This is a genomic window from Vibrio sp. E150_011 (assembly GCF_053544015.1).
Map to the genome: position 1 here is coordinate 1 of NZ_JBHFOL010000026.1, position 23869 is coordinate 23869.

Consider the following 23869-nt stretch of genomic DNA (forward strand, 5'->3'; position numbering starts at 1 on the left):
TCTGCCCCATTTTTTGTTTCAAACCAAGCACAAGAACCGTCATCCCCTTGAAAAAGGGGATCTCATTCAGCGCGTTGCGAACTCGATGTACTTAACTTAATCGAATTTTTTCAATTGTCTACGCGCTTTGTGAGATCCTCACTTTCGTGAGAATGACGAATGTTGTTAGTTGGAGGAAAAAGGAAACTAAACCGTTTTTGTCCAGAATCTTGATAGTTTGAATTAGACACCAATCTTTCTATGTAACAACTGGAACAGACGCTACCCATCTAACTCAGCATGCACTCGACTTGATAGCTCAGCTGTATCAGCATGAAAGCGTATTCGAAAAGCCACGTTATCCGCAGATAAAGCGCTAGAATATCGTCAAAAGAAGAGTAAGCCGATAGTAATTAGCTTTCAGCCCATAATACTAAACCACCTACTTTAGTCGGTGGTTGTTAAGTTCAAAAGTAAGCAGGATTTCAACGCGGCTATAAACCATTTTTACTTTGACTCCGCCAGAAACAGGAAATTGCACGCTCACTGACGTCTAGAATTGATGATGTTTTTCAGGTGTTCTATCGAGTACATTCAAGTTAACTGAGTATAGTGAATTTGTATTTATAACGTTTTCAATAACTGAATGCCGCCACTTGGGACAAGCTGGTAGCCACTGCTGATCTCTTGTTGTTGCTGAGCCGCAACTTTAAGGATACCGTCGATCACAATGGGCTCCCACGGGTCTATGTAGTCAATCGTTTGTTCAACATACACAATTTGGTTAGGCGGTGGTGGGGGAACGTGCAAACAAGCGCCAAAGAAAGGCACCAATAAGAATGACTCAATCTTGTTTCCGTTAATTTCTAAAGGCACAACAAAACCGGCAATACGTTGCTCTGTATTATTTAAGGCAGTGATTGTTTTACCGACAAGACTTTGTGGTGCACGAGCATCTAACGATTCTTCGTGGTTAACGCTCACTGGCGTTGACGAGTGACGTTCTTCAATTGGAACCATATCAAGCCAAGATAAAATTGCTTGCTCGGCGTGTATCGTGTGGCTGAATATCAGGCCAAGCACGACAAAGGAGTTGATCATTTTTTTCATAAAAAAGGCCCCGTATTTCAGAGGCACCTCGAAAGCGTAGTAAAACGAATTTCTCATAAATACGGTCAGTAGCGGCGTCTACTGCGCCGATACTGACTGCGCGTAAATTCTCTATCTATATAGACAGGCTATTCACTGACACGCGATTAATTAGAAGAGAAAGCACCGTGCATAATGCTGTGTACTGAGGTGTTATCGACCGAGCGACCATGAACAACTTCGCTGTTAACACCCCATGCCATCATTGGCACTGGTACATTCGTGTGGTTACCCCACAACCAGCTCACTTCCGGTACTTCACCAGCACCATTGGTTTTAAGCAGCTCTAAACCACCTGTTTCGTGGTCTGCAGTCACAATCACCATCGTATCGTCGCGAGTCTCAGCCCAGTCAACCGCACTTTTTACTGAGTCATCGAACTTAATCGTTTCATGAATCATGCGCTCTTCATCATTGATATGACCAGCAAAATCAATTTGTGAACCTTCAACCATTAAGAAGAAGCCATTCGGATTACGCGATAAGATATCAATCGCGACTCGCGTCATTTCTTCAACATGAGGAATATCTAGCTCTTCGTAGCTCCATCCTTGTTCCGCTTGATACTCGGTTGGCAAGACGTATGGGATTTCGTCTTCACCAAAGATAGCTGCGAACTTGATTGAAGCATCAGGATCTTGCTCTGGGAGTGCTTCTACGGCTGCTAACATATCAGTACGAGTTTTTACTACGGTGTAACCGTTGTCTTTAGCCGCTTCGCTTATAACATCAACGTCTTTGACCTGTTTACTACCACAAAGAGCAAGGTTTGGTTGAACATCACCAAACATGCTTTCAGAAAGATCTTTGAATTCGTTTCGATTTGGACCATGGGCAACGAAGGCCGCTGGGGTTGCATGCACACAGTGAGAGGTTGCAACAACACCCACAGATTTACCCAACTTCTGTGCCGTTTCAAGTATGGTTTCTAAGTCTGAACCATCACCAGGACGTGCCTGTGCAATCGTACCAGAGACCACTTTTACACCAGTAGACATCGCTGTTGCCGCTGCCGCTGAATCGGTATAGTACTGCATACCAAGTCCAGCCAACTTTTCATAACCGAGCGTATCAGCACTCGCTGTATGAATTTGACCGACATGAGATGCTGAATCCATAAACAACGACTCACCATTGAAAGCACGTGTTACATCAAGCTGTGCGTAACCCATACCATCGCCAATCATTAGAATCACATTGTTTGTTGGTGTCATCTCAACCACATCAACATCGTGTTGATCGACGGATTCAGAATCAAGTCCTTTGTTGGTGGTCAGTGTGACTTGGTAACGGCCTTGCGAATCGGCGGTGGCGATTTGACGAAACTGCTCGTTGTCATGTCTTGTGTCATCTTGTAAATCAACACCAACAGAGCTTGAGTCGGTTTGCCAGTCGTAGTTCACCACATGCGTGCTACCATCGGCACCAAGATTGATCGGTGTATCAATAGCAGTAACCTTGTCATAACCCGAGTTAGCACGAACTTTAGACATTGATACTGGCACGGCGAGTTGTCCATCACCCAACGTTGAGATACCAAAAACGTAAGTACCTGCCAGGACAGAAGAATGCATCACGCCACCAGGATAGGTGGTCAGTGCCGAAGCGCCTTCTTTTAGATCGATGAGCTGATTTTTTAGTGCGCCATAAACCAATTCATTGCCGTCAACGTTTTGTACTAAATTGAATTGGATATCTTGGTCTTGCTCGAAAGACACTGTTACTTGGTAGTTGCCGGCACCCACATAGTCAAACTGATAAGCGTCAGGTGTATCCCAATAGTTAAAATTACCAGAGAGATAGACAGGGCTGGTTAGCGCATCAACGTCAGAGTCCGTGATGTTTTCAATATAAAGAGTTGGGTTGTTGATGCCAGAGCTCGCGTCAAGGGAGAACTTAAAGGTTTGGTCTTGGCCATCAACAGCAATATCCATGTTTTGGTTTTCAAACTCGTCATATTTTCGTTGAAGTTCATACAACATGTCAGTGGTTACCGAGCTATCTTGTTCTTTCGATATCGCGAGGTCACGCTCTTCACTCCAGTCAGGGTCGGAAAGTTTGAAGGAATAACTTCCTGACTCCATTTTAAACAGCGCTATGTGCATCCCGTCGCCTTGATAATGGAACTGTGCTTCAGGTGGTGCAGACCAGCTGTTCATCGAACCTTTAATGTAGAGACGACAATCTTTATTGGGCGCTTCTGCTATTTCAGCGTCAGTACAACCGTATGGGCCAGAATCGATACTTTCAGCAATTTCTCTGTCTACGTATTCAGTCTTAGTTTCGTTACAGCCGGAAAGTATCGCCAGTGTCATTGCTGACAATACAAGTGGACTGTTGTGAAAGAATTTCATTTTTGCACATTTCCTAATTTATTTCGGGTGTGAAAGAAATTAGTCGTGAAATATGAAAGCGATGCTTAAGTTTTATTGCAGTTTATTGAATTGCATATGAAACTTTCAAAATCCGCCCTGAATTTACCAACATAAGCTGTTGACTGAGCAATTAACGAGCTCCTTCTCAGCCTCAAAAATGACAAAAGTCACCCTTGATTTTAATGTGCTGACGAAAGGTAAGCAGATCTACGCCAGCAGAACTAAGCGACTTTCCGATACCAAAAATTATCCGAATTTCTCTAATTAAGGGATTACTCTAAGAAAGTTTTGTCCAAAAATGAGCTTCACTGTGCGGGAAGTAACTTAGTTCCGTGAGCGCTGACGGTAGATGCCTTTCTTCAAAGGAATAACGAATTATTGGATGTTTTGGTTGCTGATTAAGGAGAACTTTTGTTCACAAGCGTACCAGCTCAGTCTTCGTCAGCGCAGAATAAATCAAAATGCCCGTCATCCCCTTGAAAAAGGGGATCTTCATCAGCGCATCGTGAACCTATTCTGGGGCAATTCGTTTCTATTTTAAGTAAGCCTTACGCTTTAGGAGACCATCATTTCCACTAGGATAATAGCCTAACGACTTGGCTAAACAATTAATATTACCCAACCATTGGCCTTTTTACCCCCAACATATTTTGCTCTTTGGTTTTAGTCTATCTTGAACATTAACCTCCCCGTCAAGCCACGTAAAATCAACTACATAGTCCCCTCTTTTAACAACAATAAACGGTTATCGTATCGACAAAAATCTTTCATTAGACTCAGACGCCGTTTTATCCGTTAATGCGTGCGACTCTTGAGGGCGTTTACTCCACAACTTAGCCCTTCAAGAGGTGTTTCGTGACCATCAAGGAAGACAATCACGGGGTTTAATTTTTCGGGTTAACGCTAATATTCATTATCCAATCGAGAAAGATTAGTAAAACCTATTGCTTAGGTAAACAAGCCGTGACTAACACTTCAAAACTTGACCATGTTCGTGCCAACTACAACGTTCAACACTGGAGCCAAAACTTCTTTGGCATCAACGATGATGGCGATGTTTATGTCTCACCACGTCAAGACGCTCAGCACCCTGTACCGTTGACTCGCATTGCTAAGGCTTTAGAAGACAAAGGGCTGACATTGCCGGCATTGGTTCGCTTTCCACAGATCATCCACCAACGCGTGCATGGTATCTGCGACGCTTTCAACCAAGCGATCAATGACTATGGTTACGACAATGATTACTTACTGGTTTACCCAATTAAGGTGAATCAACAAAAAGACGTGGTTGAACAGATTCTAGCGAGCCAAGCAGAAGCAGAAACAAAACAGCTCGGGCTTGAAGCAGGCAGCAAACCTGAACTGCTTGCTGTACTTGCGATGGCGCAGCGTGCTAGCTCAGTGATAGTTTGTAATGGTTACAAAGACCGTGAATACATTCGGTTAGCGCTAATCGGTGAGAAGCTTGGCCACAAAGTCTTCATCGTATTGGAGAAGTTATCAGAGCTTGATACCGTTTTAAGAGAAGCGCGCAGCTTGAACGTAAAGCCACGTATTGGTTTACGGATCCGACTGTCTTCACAAGGCGCAGGTAAATGGCAATCAAGCGGCGGTGACAAGTCAAAATTTGGGCTTTCGGCTTCTCAAGTATTGCAAGTTGTAGAGCGTCTAAAGCGTGAAGACCAATTGGATATGCTGCAGCTGGTGCATTTTCATCTAGGTTCACAAATGGCGAACATTCGCGACGTACGTAATGGCGTTAACGAATCCGCTCGTTTTTACTGTGAATTACGAAAAATGTCCGTGCCGATTGCCTACTTCGATGTCGGAGGTGGTTTGGCGGTGGACTATGACGGAACACGTAGCCAATCCAGCAGTTCAATGAATTATGGCCTTGCTGAGTACGCACGTAATATTGTCAGCACAATTGGCGACGTTTGTGCACTATACGACGAAGCTGCACCGGTCATTATTTCAGAGTCAGGTCGCTCGTTAACCGCGCATCATGCGGTGCTGATTACGAACGTCATCGGAACGGAAAGCTATACGACTGAGCAAGCGCAAGCACCAAGCAACGACTCGCCTATTTTGCTACAAAACATGTGGCACAACTGGCAGAACTTGAAGTCGGGTACCGACGCGCGAGCCTTAATTGAGATTTACAATGATACGCAAAGTGACCTGCTCGAAACACAAGCTCTGTTTGCAACGGGTGTTGTCGATCTACATCAACGTGCTTGGGTAGAGCAACTCAGCTTGAGTATCTATGGCGAACTGCACCAACAAATGGACAACAAAAATCGTTTCCATCGCCCGATCCTAGACGAGTTGAATGAACGGCTTGCTGATAAGTTTTTTGTGAACTTTTCATTGTTCCAGTCGTTACCAGACGCTTGGGGGATTGATCAGGTCTTCCCTGTTCTGCCCCTTTCTGGGCTCGACAGAGAAGAACAAACACGTGCCATCATGCTCGATATCACGTGCGATTCTGATGGGACGATTGAACAATATGTGGATGGTCAAGGCATCGAATCGACGTTACCCGTGCCCGCATGGGACAAGGACCAGCCATATCTAATGGGCTTTTTCTTGGTCGGTGCGTATCAAGAAATTCTTGGTGACATGCATAACTTGTTCGGCGATACCCACAGTGCGGTGGTCAATATAACCGACAGCGGTGACATTGATTTCGCTACGATTGACCTTGGTGACACCGTCGAGGACATGATGCGTTACGTTCACATTGATGTCGATGCGATCCGTAGTAATTATCGAGAGCTTGTTGAGCGCCATATTGATCGCGACGAACAAGCCCTTATTTTAGAAGAGTTAGAGTATGGCTTAACGGGCTATACCTACCTAGAGGACTTATAAATGAATGATTTGTTTACGAAAACTGATTATTCTCTGTATTCAAACGCCATGACATTCATGCGTCGCCCTTATGTGAGAAATCCAATAGGAACCGACGCCGATGTCGTCGTGCTTGGCGTACCGCTGGACATGGCGACCTCTGGTCGTCCCGGCGCTCGCTTGGGGCCCGATGCGATTCGCCGCGCTTCTGTTAATTTGGCATGGGAAGGTAAAAAATTCCCGTGGACCTTTAACGCCTTCGACAAACTCAACGTCATTGATTCTGGTGATCTTGTCTTTGATTGTGGCGACGCCGAAGACTTTACGTACCGATTAGAGGCAGCAACGAGCGAGATCTTAAAAGCAGGCAAAACCATGCTCGCGCTTGGAGGCGATCACTTCATCACGCTCCCTATTCTGCGTGCTTATGCCAAGCATCACGGTGAGATGGCATTGGTTCACTTTGACGCTCATACTGACACGTATGCAAACGGCAGCAGTTACGACCATGGCACGATGTTTTATCATGCGCCAAAGGAAGGATTGATCTCTGCTAAGCATTCGGTTCAGATCGGTATCCGTACGGAATATGACTATGACGAGCATGGTTTTAATGTCATCAATGCTATGCAGGCGAATGATATGAGTGCAGAAGCCATTGTCGCGCAGATTAAGGCGATCACCGGCGATAAACCTGTCTATATCACATTTGATATCGACTGTTTGGACCCTGCCTTTGCACCAGGTACAGGTACACCGGTATGTGGTGGCTTGAACTCAGACAAAGTGATGAAAATACTTCGTGGCTTGGCAGGCATCAATGTCGTCGGCATGGATGTTGTGGAGGTGTCTCCTCCTTACGATCAGAGCGATCTTACTGCATTAGCGGGCGCAACGATTGCGTTGGAACTCTTGTACGTGTTCGCCTCAAAACCTCTCACACCCTAGGGAATACTATCCCACTTTTTATTGATTTATTGGTTAATTGATTTAACAAATTAAAAAGGGGGAAACTGCTCGCCAGTTTCCCCCTTTTTCGTCTAATCACGCCACCCTTGTTGTTACACGGAGCAATGATTCATTCTAAGATTGATGACACCAACGAACGTTGGCCAACACCATCGACAATTTGCTTTCTGTCACCAGCATAAATGGCGTATCCAAATTGGCTAAATCAACGTTTTTCTTTGTAAAGTATTCACTTGGAATGCTCACCGTGACAAATTCATTTAAGCATTGAAGTTGTTCAGAGACATCTATTTTAATCGCCTCTTGATAAAAACCGTTACTTGTCCATTTTTGCAACGCAACATACACCGCACCTTGTGGTAATTCCGTCACTTTCGCTTCAAAGCTCACGCTGCCACCATCGACAGCATAGCCACTAAAGTCCTCGACACCACTGTCACTGGTTTGAACAAACGCCGCTGCGAGCCCGCCTTTAAAGCTAAGGGCAACCGCATCTTGTTGCTGCTGATAGTTATATGGCTTGGTATCAATCGACTCAAATGACATTGGGTTGTTACGTGAGACTTCCGTTCCTTCATTTTGGTGAGCATCTGCAACGCGAAGTTGAAAGTCTCCAATGGTCGATCGCACACCATAGAGTTCTAGTGCCTGATTCCCTTTCCCTTCACCAGCACTATCGCCTTCATCAAGTTCAAGGTTATCAAGATCGCGCGTCTGCACTGAATGTTGATAATTCAGGCCATAACCATATTCAAATAATGGTGCATGTTCACCCGTTGGATCTTGCTCAAAATCAGAGACTTGATAGTTTGGAATATGCGTTGGGATACGACTCACAGTCGCACTCATTTTTTTATTTGGCCAACTGTACGAAAGCTTGCCTTGGAAGTCATAACGAGCGTTGCCATCTTTATCACCCACTAAAACATCAGTAATGCCTTCACCCTCACTACCCGGTAGCCACGCTGCAACAAATGCATCCGATAACGCAATTTCCTTATTGACGTACAAGGGACGACCACTATAAAAAACCGTAATGATCTTCGCACCAAGGGCGTGTAGGCGATGAATCTTGTCAACATCAGCTCGGTAACTACGTTTAAGTTGACCAAACTCCAATGTTTGCCAGGCTTTAATGTCACCCATCATCTCAGAATAAGGATCCTCACCAATAACGACGATAGCGATATCTCCCGGTTGAACCGCTTGCTCCAACGTCGGATCAAACCTGACATTATCTTCACCTAACTCTTCTACCAAAGCCATTTTTAATGTTGTCGCACCTGGGAAATCCTCTAATGTGTTTTCATCCCCCTGCCAGGTCAGGTTCCAGCCGCCTGATTGCTTTTGAAGATCATCGGCTGCACTGCCCGTTACCAACACTTTTTGTCCTTTGGCAAGTGGCAGAATTTGGTCTTTATTTTTCAATAATACTAGTGACTTACGAACGGCTTCTCGTGCCACTTCTCGATGCGGATACGCGCCGAGAATATTTTGGTTGCCTGCGAGTATGCGCTGCGTGGGTGCCGGTTTTGTCCATAGCCCTGCTCGCATCTTAACTCTTAATATTCTCGTGACTGCGTCATCGATACGGGTCATTGGGATAACGCCCGAATGGATATCGGCCAACGCCGTGCGATAGACTTCTATCCAGTGTTCATGAACCGGCACCATTAGAATATCGTTGCCAGCGTTAATCGCATACGTCGCATTTCCGTCCGTGCATTTATTAATTTCAGCGTGGCCATGCCAATCGGTCACGATCAGTCCGTCAAAACCCATCTTATCTTTGAGCACATCGTTTAATAGGTATTTACTGCCGTGAATCTTGTAGTTGTACTGGTCTCCGACCGTCACATCATGATCGTAGTTTGCTGGATTTTCCCAGGTATTAAATGACGACATGACCACCTGAGCGCCCGCTTCCAAGCCACTAAAATAGCCCATTGCATGAATGTTTCGTAACAGGTCTTCCGAATACGCATTGACGCCACGATCCACACCTGTCAGTGTGCCGCCATCACCCACCCAGTGTTTCACATTGGAAATCACTTTGTATTCACTTTTAAGCTCGTGCTGGTCGCCTTGTAGGCCTATCACCATCTGTGACGCATAAGCATAGGTAATCTCAGGGTCTTCTGAATACCCTTCATATACTCGTCCCCACCGCAGATCTCGTGGTGTGGCAACCGTTGGTGCAAACGTCCAGTCCAATCCTGTCGCCGCGACTTCCAGTGCCGTGATCTTCCCGATACGGCGAATCAGTTCAGGATCGCGTGCTGCACCGAGTCCAATATTATGTGGGAAGACCGTTGCACTGTAGACATTGTTATGGCCATGAACAGCATCGGTGGCCCACATAAATGGAATTCTAAAGGGACGCTCTGCGTAGGCTTCCTCCGTCGCGTGCCAAAATTCATCGGCCTTGTCTGCCCAATCTTGCGCCAGTGACCGCTTATTTTCGTTCGGCCAAGCACCGCCACCATTTAAAATGGATCCTAACTTATAGCGTTTCGCTTCTTCCGGTGTTACACCTCGAAGATCAGGCTGAATCATCTGTCCTAACTTTTCTTCCACGGTCATAAGAGCAACAATGCGAGCGACTTCTTTTTCAATCGCTGGATCTACTTTGATGGCCGAATCAATACGAGGCCAATCAGAAAAATAAGGGAGTGTTGTCGTCATCTGAAATATCCTGGGGTTTATCATGCAAGGTGCCAACACGTTCTCTCGCAGAGGCGGTAGAGGGTGACAGGTGTTGGGCTCAAATCTTGCTGCGATAATATAAGCGAACGCACCTCGTATTTGTGCGCTACGTCACACGGCGCTTGCCGTGCTCCGATTACGTAGCAAAACTCAGAAACAAACCACACTCCCTCTATTCATTGTGAAACAAAGAAGAGAATAACAACTTAAAATCAATAAAAACAATGATTTGCCATGAAACTTATTATTTGATTTTAGTCAACGACACACATAACGTCATATTAAGCACAAATACTGACGATGTTCGCTAAAATACGACACTTTTCGTACTGTCCCGTACAACAATAGATACTGGTGGAACCTCGTAGCGTGGCGTATTGCCACTGATCAAATCGAGCATATACCGAATGGCGATTTCTCCCATTTGAGCAAAAGGTTGTCGCATGGTCGACAATCGAGGAATAAAGAACTCACCGATGGGCAAATCGTCAAAACCAATCACAGACACATCTTCAGGGACTCGGTAGCCCTTACGGTGTAATGCTTGGATCACACCAAATGCCGACAGATCATTGGCCGCAAAAACAGCAGTAAACGACGACCCCGATTCGATTTTATCGAGTGTATTCTGGCATGCTTCATGAGGTTCAAAATTGCCGGAAATCCAAGTTGCCTCTCCACATGGCAAGCCCGCAGCATTCATTGCTCTCTTAAAGCCTGCCAACCTTTGTTCCGTTTCTATATTTCCCCTCGCCCCCATCGCATGGAAGATCTTGGTATGACCCAATTGCAATAAATGATTCGTTGCGAGGTAAGCGCCGATCTCATTGTCGACATTAATCATGGGTAGCTGGCCACTACCACTGCGACACATTAATAACGTCGGTGTTTTCCCCATAATTGCCGCAATATCACGTTCAGGTAGTTCACCACCGATGATAATCACGCCATCGACCTGACGACGCATTAAGTCCTCTAACTCGTCTCGTTCTCGGTCAACCTCCCAATTCGTGGTTTCAATGACGATGTTGTAGCTGTGATTGTGCATTTTTTCATCCATGCCAAACAAAATACGACTCACGTAAGGCGTGTCAAACGACGGGGCAATGACACCTATCGTCATGTTACGTTTCGTCTCTGGTTCCGCTTTGCGTGACTTATGCTTAAACCCGGTCTCAAAAATTGCCAGTTCAATTGCATCGACTTTATCTTTGGCAATAAAGGAGGTTCGATTCAGGTATCGAGACACGGTGCTTGCAGAGACTCCGGCTGTTTTAGCGACATCGTAAATCGTAGCTTTTTGAACGGACATGTCTTTTTACCTTATTACGCATTAATGGATAACAACATAACGAATTTTGGGTATTTAGGTAAAAATTAACGTTAGAATTTGATACTAGCCGTTAATTAATGAATACATTGAATATTAAAAAGCCGCTTAGGCATAATTCCATCGGCTTAATCCGAGATTTATAGGACACGAAGAGACCCGGATGAGCCCTAACATTGTCACATAAACCTGAATACCAAGTTAATTTTTGAACATTCAGTCCGTGTATACGATTAATGTCTATAACACTTTGAATAAAGATGATAAGTTTATGTAAACAAAATTAACAAGGAGTTTGCAATGTATTCTAAGCTCGCAGTGGTATGTGCAGTAGGATTAGCAGCGATTTTAGCGGGATGTGCCGCACCAAACGATAATCGTAACAACCAAGAGATTGGCAACAAAATGGAAGCGGAAGCGGAGCACGAAAAACAGATCTGTACTGCTCTCGGTGACATTAACTGCGCTCAGCAGTAATCTCCAGCGTCATTTCCAATAGGTAAAGGCTATTTACTTCTTCAAGTAAAATAGCCTTTATTTTTATTACCAGAGAAAGGATGGCACTCTGGTTTCCGTGGTTTGTCTTCTAACGGTTGGTATATCTGGCTTTATTCACGCTAAGACGAATGAGTCGTTCGACGAATTGTCATCGTTCTTGGTATCAATTCTACCCCGGGGTTGTATCGTTTCGCGGCGGCATTCAAGGCAAGCTCCATCGCGCTATCACAAATCAAATCAAACTGTTGCGGTGATGAATTAATTTTAAAGGGCAAAAAGTCCAACAAACGATTATCACCAAACGTCGCTAACTTTACCTTACTCGCCAATTCTGGTCGCTCTAAGAAAACATCCAAGATCCCTTCTAACAAGGTATAAGACATGGTCACAATGGAGTCCGGCAGTTGATCGGCGTTCAACCATTCCTCCATTAATCGTTTACCTTCTTCGCGATTAAAGTGCTCGCCGTATGCCACCATTAATGGCACTGCTGCTTGCTTCGCCGCCGATTCAAAACCAAGCTGACGCTCCCTTGAAACATTTAGCGTTGGTAGAGCACCGATCAGGCCAATGCTGTTCGTGGTCTTATTTAACACCGATGAGGTTAAATCAAACGCAGCGCCGAAGTCTTCACTAATGACGCAACTAAAATGTTCATCATCTAACGAACGGTCAATGGCGATAACAGGCGTGCCTCGCTGCTGAATAGGCAGGTAGTAATTACTGGCTTGAGTAATGGAACTTGCTACAAATAAGGCGTCAATACGCCTTGATATGAGAGCCTCGGCAACCAGTTTCTCTGTTTCTGGATCGTCATCAGAACACCCAATTAAGATCTGAAACCCTGCTTTCCTAGAGTTTTGCTCAAGCAACTTAGCAATACGCGCGTAACTCGAGTTTTCTAAATCGGGGATGATCAATCCAAATGAACGGCTATGCCCTGCTCGCAATGACGACGCTGCATGATCAGGACGGTAATTATGTTGCTCAACCACCGCCATGACCTTTTTTTGTGTTTTTTCAGAAATCCGGTACTTCTGTGCTTTACCATTGATTACATAGCTGGCCGTGGTTTTTGATACGCCGGCGATCTTTGCTATTTCATCTAAAGTCATATCTCGATCCTTTCTGTGCGATGGATCATATAAATGAATTCCAACCTTACTGACAAGTTGAATTATATGCTGAATCGGTTCAGTATTAAAGCTGAAAGGATTCAGCAAAGTTCACAGTTTTGAAAAGTAACCTATATTTAGACTAGAAATACTCTACGCACTCGAGGAATAGTATCTATATCGGTAACAATTTTTAAATCGGTGGTGGAGTCTATACCGGTAATAGAGTCTATGCCGATGATAACAATAGAACCCTAACGGTGAACCACTGCGGTAATTAACCTACTGTAAGCATTAATTTGCTGAGTTTTTTTTTAAAATTTTGCTGAATCGATTCAGTTACTGTTAAGCAGCAATCAACGACGAGAAGAACAAGCATCAGAACTCGTCTGGCTCGACACATTAACAGCAACATCGGTTCCGAACGAGAATAAGTAAGGTAAGTAAACATGCTTCAATTAGACAGCAATAACATCAAACTGAACCAGTCATCTGACAACAAATTGAATGCCATCAAGGCCATTGCTAGCGACCTAACCAGCAAAGGATTAGTGCAAGATGGTTACGTCGAAGGCATGTTGAACCGTGAGGCTCAAAACTCAACATTTCTTGGTAATGGTATCGCGATTCCTCATGGCACGACTGATACACGCGACCTCGTTAAATCCACTGGCGTTGCCGTACACCACTTTCCAAATGGTGTTGACTGGGGCGACGGTAACATCGCGTACGTTGCGATTGGTATCGCGGCTAAGTCCGATGAACACTTAGGTATTTTAAAGCAACTAACAAAAGTGTTATCAGCGGATGGCGTGCAACAAAAACTAAAACAAGCCACCACTGAGAAGGAAATCATTGCGCTGCTTAACGGCGATGTTCAATTTGAAGCCGATTTTGACGCCTCTCTTATCCAGCTGAACTTCCCTGCCAGCGACATGCTGCAAATGGCGGCGGTTGCAGGTGGTCTATTGAAAAACACCGGCGGCGCTGGAGCGGAGTTTGTCGCAGACCTTGTCACTAAATCACCCACTCACCTTGGTAAAGGCTTATGGCTTGTCAGCAGTGACAAAGCCGTCACTCGCACTGGCATGGCGTTCGTTTCTACCATCAACCAATGCGAACTTGATGGCACCCCAGTTCAAGCGCTGATCGCTTTTGCGGCCTGCAATAATGCTCACGAATCGATGCTTAACAAGGTCACCGATGTTGTCTTCAAACAAGAACAAGACAAGCTGTTGTCTCTTAATACCGAACAGCTACTGGCGTTTTTTACGGGTGAAGCACTGCCAAGTAACGATGTACCAAGTGGCAACGTCGCAGTATTCAAAATAAAAAATGCACACGGGTTGCACGCACGTCCGGGTGCCATGCTGGTTGCTGAAGCGAAAAAATTCGAATCGGCTATCCAAGTCTCGAATCTGAATGGCGATGGCAAAACAGTGAATGCGAAGAGTTTAATGAAAGTCATTGCTCTTGGCGTAAAACATGGCCATGAATTGCAGTTTACTGCTGAAGGGACGGATGCAGAGCAAGCTCTGGAAGCAATAGGCAACGCCATTACTGCTGGCCTTGGTGAAGGATAAGGAGCGAACATGAGCATTCAAGTCGATACTAACCATACCGCTCTGTTCGCGCCAACGACAAAAGTCGTGACGATTACCTTAAACCCAGCTTTGGATTTAACCGGCAGTCTCGAGACGTTAAACAAGGGCTCCGTCAGTTTAGTCAACAAAGGCTCTTTGCACGCGGCAGGTAAAGGGGTCAATGTAGCCAAAGTATTGAGTGACTTAGGCGCAGACGTGACGGTAACCGGATTTTTGGGCACCGACAATCAAGAGCTTTTCTGCCAACTTTTTGATGAACTTGGCGCAAAAGACGAATTTATCCGAGTGGCGGGATCAACACGCATTAACGTTAAGCTTGTTGAAACCAAAGGTGATGTCAGCGATATCAACTTCCCTGGCGTTGAAGTCAGTCAAGAAGCGATTTCACAGTTCGATACGACGCTGAACACCTTGATGCAAACGCATGACTATTTTGTCTTTGCAGGTAGCTTACCTCGAGGTATTAGCGCTGAACAATGCGCGAAATGGATTGAGACATTGCAGAAAAATGGCAAACGCGTCCTATTCGACAGTAGCCGTGAGGCATTAGCACAGGGCTTGGATTCTCAGCCTTGGCTAATCAAACCTAATGATGAAGAGCTGTCGCAATTTGTTGGCCGTGAGCTTTCCACCCAAGAACAATGTTTGGAAGCCGCTGAAACGCTGTCAGACAAAGGCATTAGCAATATCGTGGTATCAATGGGCGCTGAGGGCGTATTGTGGCTACACGATAATTGCTGGCTACAAGCCAAGCCACCTAAGATGCGTGTTGTGAGTACCGTTGGTGCTGGCGATACCTTAGTTGCCGGGCTTTGTTGGGGCCACATGCAACTCATGCCAAAACAAGAATTGCTCTCCTTTGCTACCGCACTCTCTGCCTTGGCAGTATCCCAAATTGGGGTGGGTGTACCTAGCAAAGAAGAGGTTATATCCCTACAAAAACAAGTACAGTCACAAGAGCTGAGCCGTTAACCATCAGTTTTACAATTCTGAATTAACGCGACAAATGGAACTAAAGGTCGAATCTATGAAAATTTCAATTATTACTGCTTGCCCTAGCGGGGTAGCAAACAGCATCATCGCAGCCGGATTACTTGATCAAGCGGCAAAATCACTGGGCCATGACGCTAACACAGAGTGTCATTCCACTGTGATGGATACGAAAGTGCTGACTGAAGCGCAAGTGAACGACTCTGACGTCATTGTGATTGCCACAAATACTCCTGTCGATACTCAACGTTTTGTGGGCAAACGTGTTTACCAAGCAAACATTTCACAATGTACAAGTGACCCAAAAGCGTTTTTGACTCATGCGATTGAAAGTGCGCAGGTGCTCACGACAGAAAACGCTCAAGCGATCTCATTGCACGACAATGCAAGCACTGAAAACAGAAAAGACGCAGCCGTTAAGAGCATTGTTGCCATTACCGCGTGCCCGACTGGCGTTGCGCATACCTTCATGGCAGCTGAAGCATTAGAGACACATGCAAAACGCCTTGGTCACCACATCAAGGTTGAAACTCGCGGCTCAGTTGGCGCAAAAAATCAGTTAACTGACGAAGATATTGCCAACGCAGACATTGTCATCATTGCTGCCGATATCGAAGTACCACTAGAGCGCTTTAACGGAAAGAAAATGTACAAGACAAGCACCAGTCTTGCACTCAAGAAAACCGAACAAGAGATCAATAAAGCCTTCGTCGAGGCCACCCCATACGTCAATGCTAGTGGAAACAGTCCAGCAGCAACGGAAGAGAAAAAAGGTGTCTACAAGCACCTTATGACGGGTGTTTCCCACATGCTACCTGTCGTGGTTGCAGGTGGTTTGATCATTGCGCTTTCTTTCGTATTTGGTATCGAAGCATTTAAAGAGGAAGGCACCTTAGCCGCAGCACTTATGACCATCGGTGGTGGCAGTGCGTTTGCCCTGATGATTCCTGTTCTGGCTGGCTTTATTGCTTTCTCAATTGCTGATCGTCCAGGTCTTGCACCGGGTCTTATTGGCGGTATGTTAGCAAGCTCAACGGGCGCTGGCTTCTTAGGTGGTATTGTGGCGGGTTTCCTTGCCGGTTATTCCGCTAAGTTCATTGCCGATAAAGTGCAGTTACCACAATCAATGGAAGCTCTTAAACCGATATTAATCATTCCATTTGTTGCCAGCTTATTTACTGGTCTGGTGATGGTCTACATCGTGGGCGGCCCTGTTGCTGGCATCATGTCTGCAATGACAGAGTTCCTAAACAACATGGGCAGTGCGAACGCCGTATTACTTGGTGTGATTCTAGGTTGTATGATGTGTTTCGACCTTGGCGGTCCAGTCAACAAAGCGGCTTATACATTTGGTGTGGGACTGCTTGCTTCTCAAACCTACGCCCCAATGGCGGCGATTATGGCCGCTGGTATGGTACCAGCGTTGGGTATGGGTCTGGCGACATTCCTTGCTAAAGATAAATTTGAAGCGGGTGAGCGTGAAGCCGGTAAAGCATCGTTCGTGCTTGGTATGTGCTTCATCTCTGAAGGTGCTATTCCATTCGCGGCAAAAGATCCAATGCGTGTGATTCCATCTTGTATGCTTGGTGGCGCTTTGACTGGAGCACTTTCTATGTTGGTCGGCGCTAAATTAATGGCACCACACGGCGGGCTATTTGTGCTCTTGATTCCAGGTGCGATTTCTCCAGTGTTAATGTACCTTGTCGCTATTGCAGCAGGTACCGCAGTGACAGGCTTCACCTACGCGTTCTTAAAGCGTCGCGCTGAAAATACGAGTGTCGCGACCGCTTAACCCAAACCTTTCGAACATAACAAGACACTGTCGTTATGTTTACTACTCTAAGCGCTGCGTATGCAGCGCTTTTTTCATCCGACAAGATTTTTGTCTGTTTCCATCCACTGGCGTTAAGCGGATAGACTTATATTAACGCCGTTAGCCTGTATTGAAGCCATTAGCTGTTATGCCTATATTAAAAGGTTAGCCTGTATTAAAGACGTAAGCTCATATTAAAACGGTCAATGCATATGAAATCGGCCAATTCATAGTAAACTTAGAGTAATTTAGCCTTTACCATGAATAGATCGTATGGAACACATTAGCCAACTCATCTCTCAATTGCCCCACGCGCTTGCCGTTAAAGCGCTGCTTGCGTTGGGACTCTTGACACTCTATTACCTCGTTGGCAAGGTTGCGACTCGCTGGATCAATAAACTCGCGCAAGCGAAACAAGTATCAGTCGCTCGCACCAGCTTTATTCTTCGTACCTTTAGGATTGCCATCACGTTTATATTTGTCGCCGTGTTCTCTGTCACCATCGGTATCGGCTATGGCGATTTATCGTTGTTCTTCTCTTCCGTTTTCGCGGTACTTGGCGTTGCCTTGGTGGCCCAATGGTCCATGCTGAGTAATATAACCGCAAGCTTTTTAATCTTTTTTGTTTTTCCTTATCGAATCGGTGAACGAATTAAAGTGGTCGACAAAGACGAAGACATTTCAGGTGTGATTCAAGACATCACCATGTTTCACGTTCTGATCCGACATGACAGTGGTAATCTTATTACCTACCCCAATACCCTGATGCTGCAAAAAAGTGTTATTAAGCTTTCACCCACAAAAAAGCCGAGCACTCAGGCTCGACTTTATACTCGGCGTAAAAACTAAAAATCTAAATAATCATGCTTTAATTGACTAATTTCTTTAGTATTGAGCACGCCGGTGTTTGTGACTAAGTATGGATAGTTAGTTTTGATATCCTCGATTTCCGATGTTTCAAAAATCTTACTAGTCGTATCACCTATCGTTTCGTAAACACTATAAAAATAGCCGCCTGAGATATCCGTACTCAATTGTATCGATGAGGCTCCAGGGGCGTCACTTCCTTTGTATTTCACATCATAGACCAGGTCATCTTGTTCGTTACCTGGATCACTTGAAATTATTTGGTGAGACTCACCATTATTATTGGTTCCACTATCATATCTTAACGAGAATACATCAGCATTTGACACTTCAAAAGTGACCGTAGGCGTTGAATAACCAGACTGGGAATAACAATATTGAGACGGCACAACCACACTTTGTGCCGGCATAGCCGAAGATGTTTGGTAAATATCGAACCACTCTTTATTCGGACTTGGCAAATTTGGATCCGAAGGTGTGTGTTTCTGTGCGATGCAATTTGTCGTTACAGCATTCGAGTCCGTAGATTCATCGCAACCAACTAATGCTAGCGTAGATAATGCTAAAACCGCAATTTTCTTCATAGTAATGCTTATATTTCACTTTAAAATTTAAGCAAAAACTACCATAGCCTTATATTGACCATCTTATTACACATCAATTTTATATCACTCCGAACAATAGTTAACCCAATCAGTATAATTAGCCATATTGAACCTAAGAAGCCTCCACCACCAGATTCCCCGCCAGACGCGAACGTCCCACCGGTATACACTACCCGCCCGTTCAGAGCGATATAATCTCGCCTTACCTGATCATCCGATTGATAGCGAGGCGATTCAAGGCCATCCTGCACACTTTTTATCCAAGCACGGTAATCACTCACCTCGGTGTACGCGGCCGTCACCGCAGAACTGGCATCTCCGCACGTTGCAGGGCCAAAGCTAGTAATGCCGACCTGTGTTTGAGTACCATTATTGTCCCAATATATCGGGCCACCTGAATCGCCTTGGCAGGTACCGGCTTTCAGACCTGTCGATGAGCTTAACGCGCCTGAAAAACAGACCTGTTTATCGGTTAGGTTACCGCCATTTCTAAAGTTAGCTCGACAAACGGCGTTGCTCACGTAAACTAAATTCGCACGCTGTAAAATAGCAGTGCCTTCAACGTTTGAACGAATATTTCCATGCCCAACGGCGGTGAACGTTTCTGATGACACACGATATGACTCAGACGACGCTAACGTCGCAGCATCGCCTGACGAGGTTGATGTTTCTAATTTGAGGACGGCAACGTCATTAGGTAGCAGTGCCGTGATATTGTTGGAAAAACTAGGATGAATGTATACCTCAACTACTCGTCTTTTATCCGCGTTTCGGAAGTCGTTTTCATTGTCTAACATCGTTAATACTGTGGTAAATAAACCAGCGGCTAGATCGCCTTCGATGCAATGGGCCGCCGTCAACACATGCTCCGTATCAAGTAACGTCCCTCCACAATAGGCACCACCTGAATACCGGCCGTCATATTCACTTGAGTCAATATAGAGGCCGACAAAAGACGGGTAATCTGCCGCATTTGCATTTTCACCATTCACGATTGCAGGAGCGATATCAATATCGGTGGAATAAACCGGCATCGAGCCGAACAGGAGTGAAGCGAGCAATAGTAGAAAATGATCAGGGCGAGTCGGCTTTGCTAACATCCATGTCATTTGAAGCTCCTCTCTATAAAATGACGTCCATCACAAAAACTGGATTTTGCGATGCTCACATTAACAGTATAGAAAGAAAAATAATGACTACCGTTTAGAAAGGTGTTTTTCGTTGATTTATACAAAACACGAGGTCAATTATCATTTTTGAGAATGACTCACGAGCTAATGCCTTATGAGCTAATACGTTATGAACTTAAGCTTCGTTAGCTACTGTTTCGTTCCTTCATGCTTTAAAGGTGAATGGTCAAGGTCGATTTCTCAAGAGAGAAAAGGTTCACGGGCTCAGATCAACATCGCGATAGTAATCACTATCGCGACACTGTATTAATAAAGTATTGGTCGAGCATTGATAAAGCGGATGAACGACGTCAAACAAGCCCGTTCAACCATCTTAGCTGCAACCACGTCGCTGCCAGCCAAACACAGAGAGAAGCATCAATCCAATCCATGATAATGCTCCCCCGCCTGAACTGCCGGACGAACTACTTCCACTTGAAGCAGCATTGATAGTGTAGCCTTGCCCAATTAAGTATTCCTTTCTCGCACTATCGGTTGATGTGTAATTGGGTGTCTCTTGTCCGTTCAACACGCGAGTAATCCAATCAGAATAATCGGCGATTTCAGTAAAAACAGCCGTCACATCGCGGTTCGTATCACCACAAGGTACAGGACCGAAACTCGTAATACCAACCTGCGTTTGCACACCATTATTATCCCAATAGATAGGTCCGCCAGAATCGCCCTGACACGTCCCTGCCAGTAAGTCAGTCACCGCACTGTAATCTCCAGTGAAACACACTTGCTTATCGGTGAGTTGACTACCATCAGAAAACGCCCCGGCACACGTCGCGTTATCAACCCAAGTCAGGTTCACCTTTTGTAGTCTGTCATAGGCATCATAATAAGAACGGGTATCGCCATGACCGACCGTCGTAAATACGCTTTGAGCACTCCGGTAGCTCTGAGTAAGAGGCTGTACGATGGCTGTGCCCACACTGATTGCCGATTCAAGCTTTAATATCGCGATATCATTCGCTAAAAGCTGCGAGATTCGGTTGTCGTAATTCGAAGGGTGATAGATTTCAACCACTCGTTGTTTTTGAGCAGAAAGATAGTCACTTTCATTTTGTAAACCAGGCACAACCATGGTCAACAGCTGAGCATCATCATTATTGTAGATACAATGGGCGGCGGTCAGTACGTATTGCTCGTTGAGCAGCGTGCCGCCACAATAAGGAGAGGTTGAATATAAATTATTGTACTCAATGGCATCATAGAACAAGCTCACAAACGAGGGATAATCGCTGGCATTGGCATCACTGCCATTGACGATATAGGGTGAAATATCCGCGACGGAGCTGACGGCATCTTCAGCAGCGGCGTTAAAAGCTAACGCAGTGAAGAGGAGAGAAGTTAGCGATGGTTTGCTTAATAAAAACGACACGAGATAGTGACTCCTTGTACATCATCGTATTAGATCTAGATTCCGGTCTTGTTGATATCACTCAAATCTTTTATATGCAATAGAGCTGCGCTATCAATGTTAATACGTCTCATTAACAATACGCGCACTCCAATGTACCGGTCTCTCATAGCTAAACACAAAAAAACACCACTGTAACGTGGTGTTTTTGTATTTTCGATCCATGAGTCACGGCGAGGATTAGTACTCCCTAGACACTAGCGTCTACCCGCGATAGTAACGCTGAGGAACAAATGGCATTTTCTCAATAGTCATTGCCAGTTTTTTACCACGAACCTCGGCAAAGACTTCTGTTCCCAACGGGGAGAATTCTGTTTTTACGTAACCCATCGACACTGGTTTGCCTGCAGTTGGACCTGCGGTACCACTTGTCACGACACCGATTTCGTTATCATCAGCATCAAACAACACCGCACCTTCACGCACGGGTGCTTTGGTTTGGCCAACTAGACCAACGCGCTTACGGTCAACCGCTTTTGTGGTAATTTGCTCAAGGATAATATCAGCGCCTGGGAAGCCACCAGCACGTTCACCATCCAAGCGGCGAACTTTTTGAATGCCCCACAACAGACTGGCTTCTACCGGCGTCGTCGTCGTGTCTAGGTCATGACCATATAGACACAGCCCACACTCAAGTCGTAATGAATCGCGAGCACCCAGGCCAATCCATTCCACTTCGTCTTCAGATGTCAGCTTACGCGCCAACGCCTCGGCGTGTTCAGCAGGGACAGAAATCTCATAACCGTCTTCACCGGTATAACCACTGCGTGACACAATGCAATCCGCGCCCAGTAAGCTGATGTTTCTCACATCCATAAACAACATATCGGCGACTTCTGGTGCAAAACGAGCGAGAACCTGTGCCGCTTTAGGGCCTTGAATGGCAAGCAGTGCTCGGTCTTGAATCACTTCCATCTCCACACCATCGGTTAGGTGCGCTTCAAGATGAGTAATATCTTGGTCTTTACAAGCGGCGTTCACCACAACAAAAAGATGATCGCCAAGGTTAGCCACCATCAAATCATCCATAATGCCACCTTGGTCGTTGGTAAAGAACGCATAGCGCTGCTTACCAACAGGTAAATCGACGATATCAACGGGAACCAGTGATTCAAGAACCTTTGCTGCATTTTCGCCATGGAGGCGTAGCTGCCCCATGTGTGACACATCAAACAAACCCGCCGCATCACGACAATGCAAATGCTCTTTTTTAACGCCTAATGGGTATTGAACCGGCATATCATAGCCAGCGAATGGCACCATTTTAGCGCCGACTTCGACATGAAGGGCGTGCAAAGGGGTAGCGAGTAGATCTTGAGTCACTTGTTCTTGAGCCATTTTATTCTCCGTAAGCTGAATCCAGCCTCTATTAATCTTTCACGTCATCTTTATTTTCAATGCCAGCAAGCACTGAAAGATAATTATTAGGTTGGGTAATATTTCACCCCTCACCATTGAGGTGAGGAATATTTAAGCATTCACCCAATCAGAAATCTTGTTTCCTATAATAAACAAGAATGCGCCAATTTTTCATCATTAACAAGATTTGAACTGCCACAACTGTGACATTTAACATATTTTTCACAAACAAAGCTCACACAAAAGCGAGCAATGTTGGACCTTTTAAAGCCTATTCATTGCGATTTCTTCGCTTTTCGCCACAAAAGCAAACGTTTGCATTCATTATAATAAACATTGCCGTTTGGTTGTTATTTGGCCGTAACCCATAGAATATGTGCATCTGCCTCACTGACGGATATCAACATATGTCCCATGTTTGCATCATAATAAACGCTATCACCAGCGGTCATTTCTACCGGTTCGTAGAACTCAGAAAAAAACCGTACTGCACCCGAAATAATCAGTAAAAACTCTTCTCCATCATGGCGAACCCAGTCATTATATTCTTCAAATGAACGTGCTCTCACCGTACTCTTAAATGGCATCATTTTTTTATTTGAAAGCTGCGTCGCCAACAATTCATGCTCATAAGTTGGCGTTGGGTGTGGTTTCCCCTCGCCTTGCTTCGTCAGGTCTCGTCGACCCGTCGCCACCTTTTTCTTTGGCGGTTCAAACAGTTGTGGCATATCAATTTGCAATCCAGTGGCTAATTTTTGCATCGCCTGAAAAGTGGGAGATATTTGCTCGTTTTCTATCTTACTGAGTGTCGAACGTGCGAGGCCCGTACGTTGGCTGGCCTCTTCTAACGTTAAGCCCATTTTTGCTCGAATATCTTTGAGGCGCTGACCAAGTTTAAGCGGTTCAATGTGCTCATCTGCCGCGTCTTTTGCTAGCGTCAAAGATGGGTATTCATCATAGATGTCTTCAGACATACTTCCCTCGAAATAATGGCTTCCTTTAAACTGTCCACATTGTTGCATGAAGCAGGTTATCCATTAAAGCCCATGGTCAAAAATAAAG

The 23869-nt window shown here is 45.2% G+C and carries 17 protein-coding genes and 1 pseudogene; 8 read left to right on the plus strand and 10 right to left on the minus strand.

All coding sequences use genetic code 11. From position 1 onward, the window contains the following. Nucleotides 1-603: 603 nt before the first annotated feature. A complete protein-coding gene (locus ACE1OE_RS22805; protein ID WP_449212357.1) occupies nucleotides 604-1089 on the minus strand; it encodes a DUF3299 domain-containing protein in 486 nt (161 codons plus the stop codon). Nucleotides 1090-1235: 146 nt separating this feature from the next. After that, nucleotides 1236-3482 (minus strand): alkaline phosphatase, encoded by a 2247-nt coding sequence (locus ACE1OE_RS22810; RefSeq protein WP_449212358.1) that lies wholly within the window; start codon nucleotides 3480-3482, stop codon nucleotides 1236-1238. A gap of 984 nt (nucleotides 3483-4466) precedes the next feature. On the opposite strand from ACE1OE_RS22810, the gene speA reads away from it, so the two are divergent. Beyond that, complete coding sequence (gene speA, locus ACE1OE_RS22815) at nucleotides 4467-6377, plus strand: arginine decarboxylase (protein ID WP_449212359.1); 1911 nt, start codon at nucleotides 4467-4469, stop codon at nucleotides 6375-6377. Then, nucleotides 6378-7304 carry an agmatinase gene (speB, locus tag ACE1OE_RS22820; RefSeq protein ID WP_449212360.1) on the plus strand — a complete coding sequence of 309 codons (927 nt, stop codon included), beginning with the start codon at nucleotides 6378-6380 and terminating at the stop codon, nucleotides 7302-7304. Nucleotides 7305-7439: 135 nt separating this feature from the next. Here speB and ACE1OE_RS22825 read toward each other — a convergent pair whose 3' ends face one another. Both ACE1OE_RS22825 and ACE1OE_RS22830 read right to left on the minus strand, forming a co-directional pair. Further along, entirely contained in the window at nucleotides 7440-10034 is a 2595-nt protein-coding gene (locus ACE1OE_RS22825; RefSeq protein WP_449212361.1) for a glycoside hydrolase family 3 N-terminal domain-containing protein, read from the minus strand. Nucleotides 10035-10338: 304 nt separating this feature from the next. Further along, complete coding sequence (locus ACE1OE_RS22830) at nucleotides 10339-11343, minus strand: LacI family DNA-binding transcriptional regulator (protein ID WP_449212362.1); 1005 nt, start codon at nucleotides 11341-11343, stop codon at nucleotides 10339-10341. Nucleotides 11344-11661: 318 nt separating this feature from the next. Between ACE1OE_RS22830 and ACE1OE_RS22835 the strand changes: the two genes are divergently transcribed. After that, nucleotides 11662-11838, plus strand: coding sequence for a hypothetical protein (locus ACE1OE_RS22835; protein WP_372061115.1), 177 nt, complete (start codon nucleotides 11662-11664; stop codon nucleotides 11836-11838). A 140-nt stretch (nucleotides 11839-11978) separates the two neighbouring features. Here ACE1OE_RS22835 and cra read toward each other — a convergent pair whose 3' ends face one another. Then, complete coding sequence (gene cra, locus ACE1OE_RS22840) at nucleotides 11979-12974, minus strand: catabolite repressor/activator (protein ID WP_449212363.1); 996 nt, start codon at nucleotides 12972-12974, stop codon at nucleotides 11979-11981. A 449-nt stretch (nucleotides 12975-13423) separates the two neighbouring features. On the opposite strand from cra, the gene fruB reads away from it, so the two are divergent. The 5 genes and pseudogenes from fruB to ACE1OE_RS22865 all read left to right on the plus strand — a co-directional run bounded on the left by fruB (nucleotide 13424) and on the right by ACE1OE_RS22865 (nucleotide 18230). Next, nucleotides 13424-14557 carry a fused PTS fructose transporter subunit IIA/HPr protein gene (fruB, locus tag ACE1OE_RS22845; RefSeq protein WP_449212364.1) on the plus strand — a complete coding sequence of 378 codons (1134 nt, stop codon included), beginning with the start codon at nucleotides 13424-13426 and terminating at the stop codon, nucleotides 14555-14557. Nucleotides 14558-14566: 9 nt separating this feature from the next. Then, nucleotides 14567-15550, plus strand: coding sequence for a 1-phosphofructokinase (pfkB, locus tag ACE1OE_RS22850; RefSeq protein WP_449212365.1), 984 nt, complete (start codon nucleotides 14567-14569; stop codon nucleotides 15548-15550). A gap of 55 nt (nucleotides 15551-15605) precedes the next feature. Further along, nucleotides 15606-15894 (plus strand): annotated as a pseudogene (locus ACE1OE_RS22855) (PTS fructose transporter subunit IIB); the annotation flags it as partial. After that, on the plus strand, nucleotides 15882-17360 hold the full coding sequence (gene fruA / locus ACE1OE_RS22860) for a PTS fructose transporter subunit IIBC (RefSeq protein ID WP_449212376.1): 1479 nt from the start codon (nucleotides 15882-15884) through the stop codon (nucleotides 17358-17360). The pseudogene ACE1OE_RS22855 and the gene fruA, both read left to right, overlap by 13 nt. A 294-nt stretch (nucleotides 17361-17654) precedes the next feature. Continuing rightward, complete coding sequence (locus tag ACE1OE_RS22865; protein WP_102532697.1) at nucleotides 17655-18230, plus strand: mechanosensitive ion channel domain-containing protein; 576 nt, start codon at nucleotides 17655-17657, stop codon at nucleotides 18228-18230. Here the strand turns inward: ACE1OE_RS22865 and ACE1OE_RS22870 are convergent. The 5 genes from ACE1OE_RS22870 to ACE1OE_RS22890 form a co-directional block, all read right to left on the minus strand. Next, the gene (locus ACE1OE_RS22870; RefSeq protein WP_449212366.1) at nucleotides 18227-18832 is read right to left on the minus strand and encodes a hypothetical protein; all 606 of its coding nucleotides are present in this window, start codon (nucleotides 18830-18832) and stop codon (nucleotides 18227-18229) included. The two genes, ACE1OE_RS22865 and ACE1OE_RS22870, sit on opposite strands and share 4 nt — an antisense overlap. Nucleotides 18833-18870: 38 nt before the next feature. Beyond that, nucleotides 18871-19962 (minus strand): S1 family peptidase, encoded by a 1092-nt coding sequence (locus tag ACE1OE_RS22875; RefSeq protein WP_449212367.1) that lies wholly within the window; start codon nucleotides 19960-19962, stop codon nucleotides 18871-18873. A gap of 394 nt (nucleotides 19963-20356) precedes the next feature. Next, nucleotides 20357-21409: a S1 family peptidase gene (locus ACE1OE_RS22880; protein ID WP_449212368.1), complete on the minus strand. Its 1053-nt coding sequence runs from the start codon at nucleotides 21407-21409 to the stop codon at nucleotides 20357-20359. Between the two features lie 243 nt (nucleotides 21410-21652). Next, entirely contained in the window at nucleotides 21653-22786 is a 1134-nt protein-coding gene (gene gcvT, locus ACE1OE_RS22885; RefSeq protein WP_449212369.1) for a glycine cleavage system aminomethyltransferase GcvT, read from the minus strand. A 371-nt stretch (nucleotides 22787-23157) separates the two neighbouring features. After that, nucleotides 23158-23781, minus strand: a complete 624-nt coding sequence (locus ACE1OE_RS22890; protein WP_102532702.1) for a helix-turn-helix domain-containing protein — start codon at nucleotides 23779-23781, stop codon at nucleotides 23158-23160. Nucleotides 23782-23869: the final 88 nt, after the last annotated feature.

Coding starts and splice junctions, on each gene's coding strand:
- speB (WP_449212360.1), top strand. CDS start 6,378: ATGAATGATTTGTTTACGAAAACTGATTATTCTCTGTATTCAAACGCC.
- ACE1OE_RS22825 (WP_449212361.1), bottom strand. CDS start 10,034: ATGATAAACCCCAGGATATTTCAGATGACGACAACACTCCCTTATTTT.
- ACE1OE_RS22830 (WP_449212362.1), bottom strand. CDS start 11,343: ATGTCCGTTCAAAAAGCTACGATTTACGATGTCGCTAAAACAGCCGGA.
- pfkB (WP_449212365.1), top strand. CDS start 14,567: ATGAGCATTCAAGTCGATACTAACCATACCGCTCTGTTCGCGCCAACG.
- ACE1OE_RS22810 (WP_449212358.1), bottom strand. CDS start 3,482: ATGAAATTCTTTCACAACAGTCCACTTGTATTGTCAGCAATGACACTG.
- ACE1OE_RS22805 (WP_449212357.1), bottom strand. CDS start 1,089: ATGAAAAAAATGATCAACTCCTTTGTCGTGCTTGGCCTGATATTCAGC.
- gcvT (WP_449212369.1), bottom strand. CDS start 22,786: ATGGCTCAAGAACAAGTGACTCAAGATCTACTCGCTACCCCTTTGCAC.
- fruB (WP_449212364.1), top strand. CDS start 13,424: ATGCTTCAATTAGACAGCAATAACATCAAACTGAACCAGTCATCTGAC.
- ACE1OE_RS22835 (WP_372061115.1), top strand. CDS start 11,662: ATGTATTCTAAGCTCGCAGTGGTATGTGCAGTAGGATTAGCAGCGATT.
- ACE1OE_RS22865 (WP_102532697.1), top strand. CDS start 17,655: ATGGAACACATTAGCCAACTCATCTCTCAATTGCCCCACGCGCTTGCC.
- ACE1OE_RS22890 (WP_102532702.1), bottom strand. CDS start 23,781: ATGTCTGAAGACATCTATGATGAATACCCATCTTTGACGCTAGCAAAA.
- ACE1OE_RS22870 (WP_449212366.1), bottom strand. CDS start 18,832: ATGAAGAAAATTGCGGTTTTAGCATTATCTACGCTAGCATTAGTTGGT.
- ACE1OE_RS22875 (WP_449212367.1), bottom strand. CDS start 19,962: ATGACATGGATGTTAGCAAAGCCGACTCGCCCTGATCATTTTCTACTA.
- cra (WP_449212363.1), bottom strand. CDS start 12,974: ATGACTTTAGATGAAATAGCAAAGATCGCCGGCGTATCAAAAACCACG.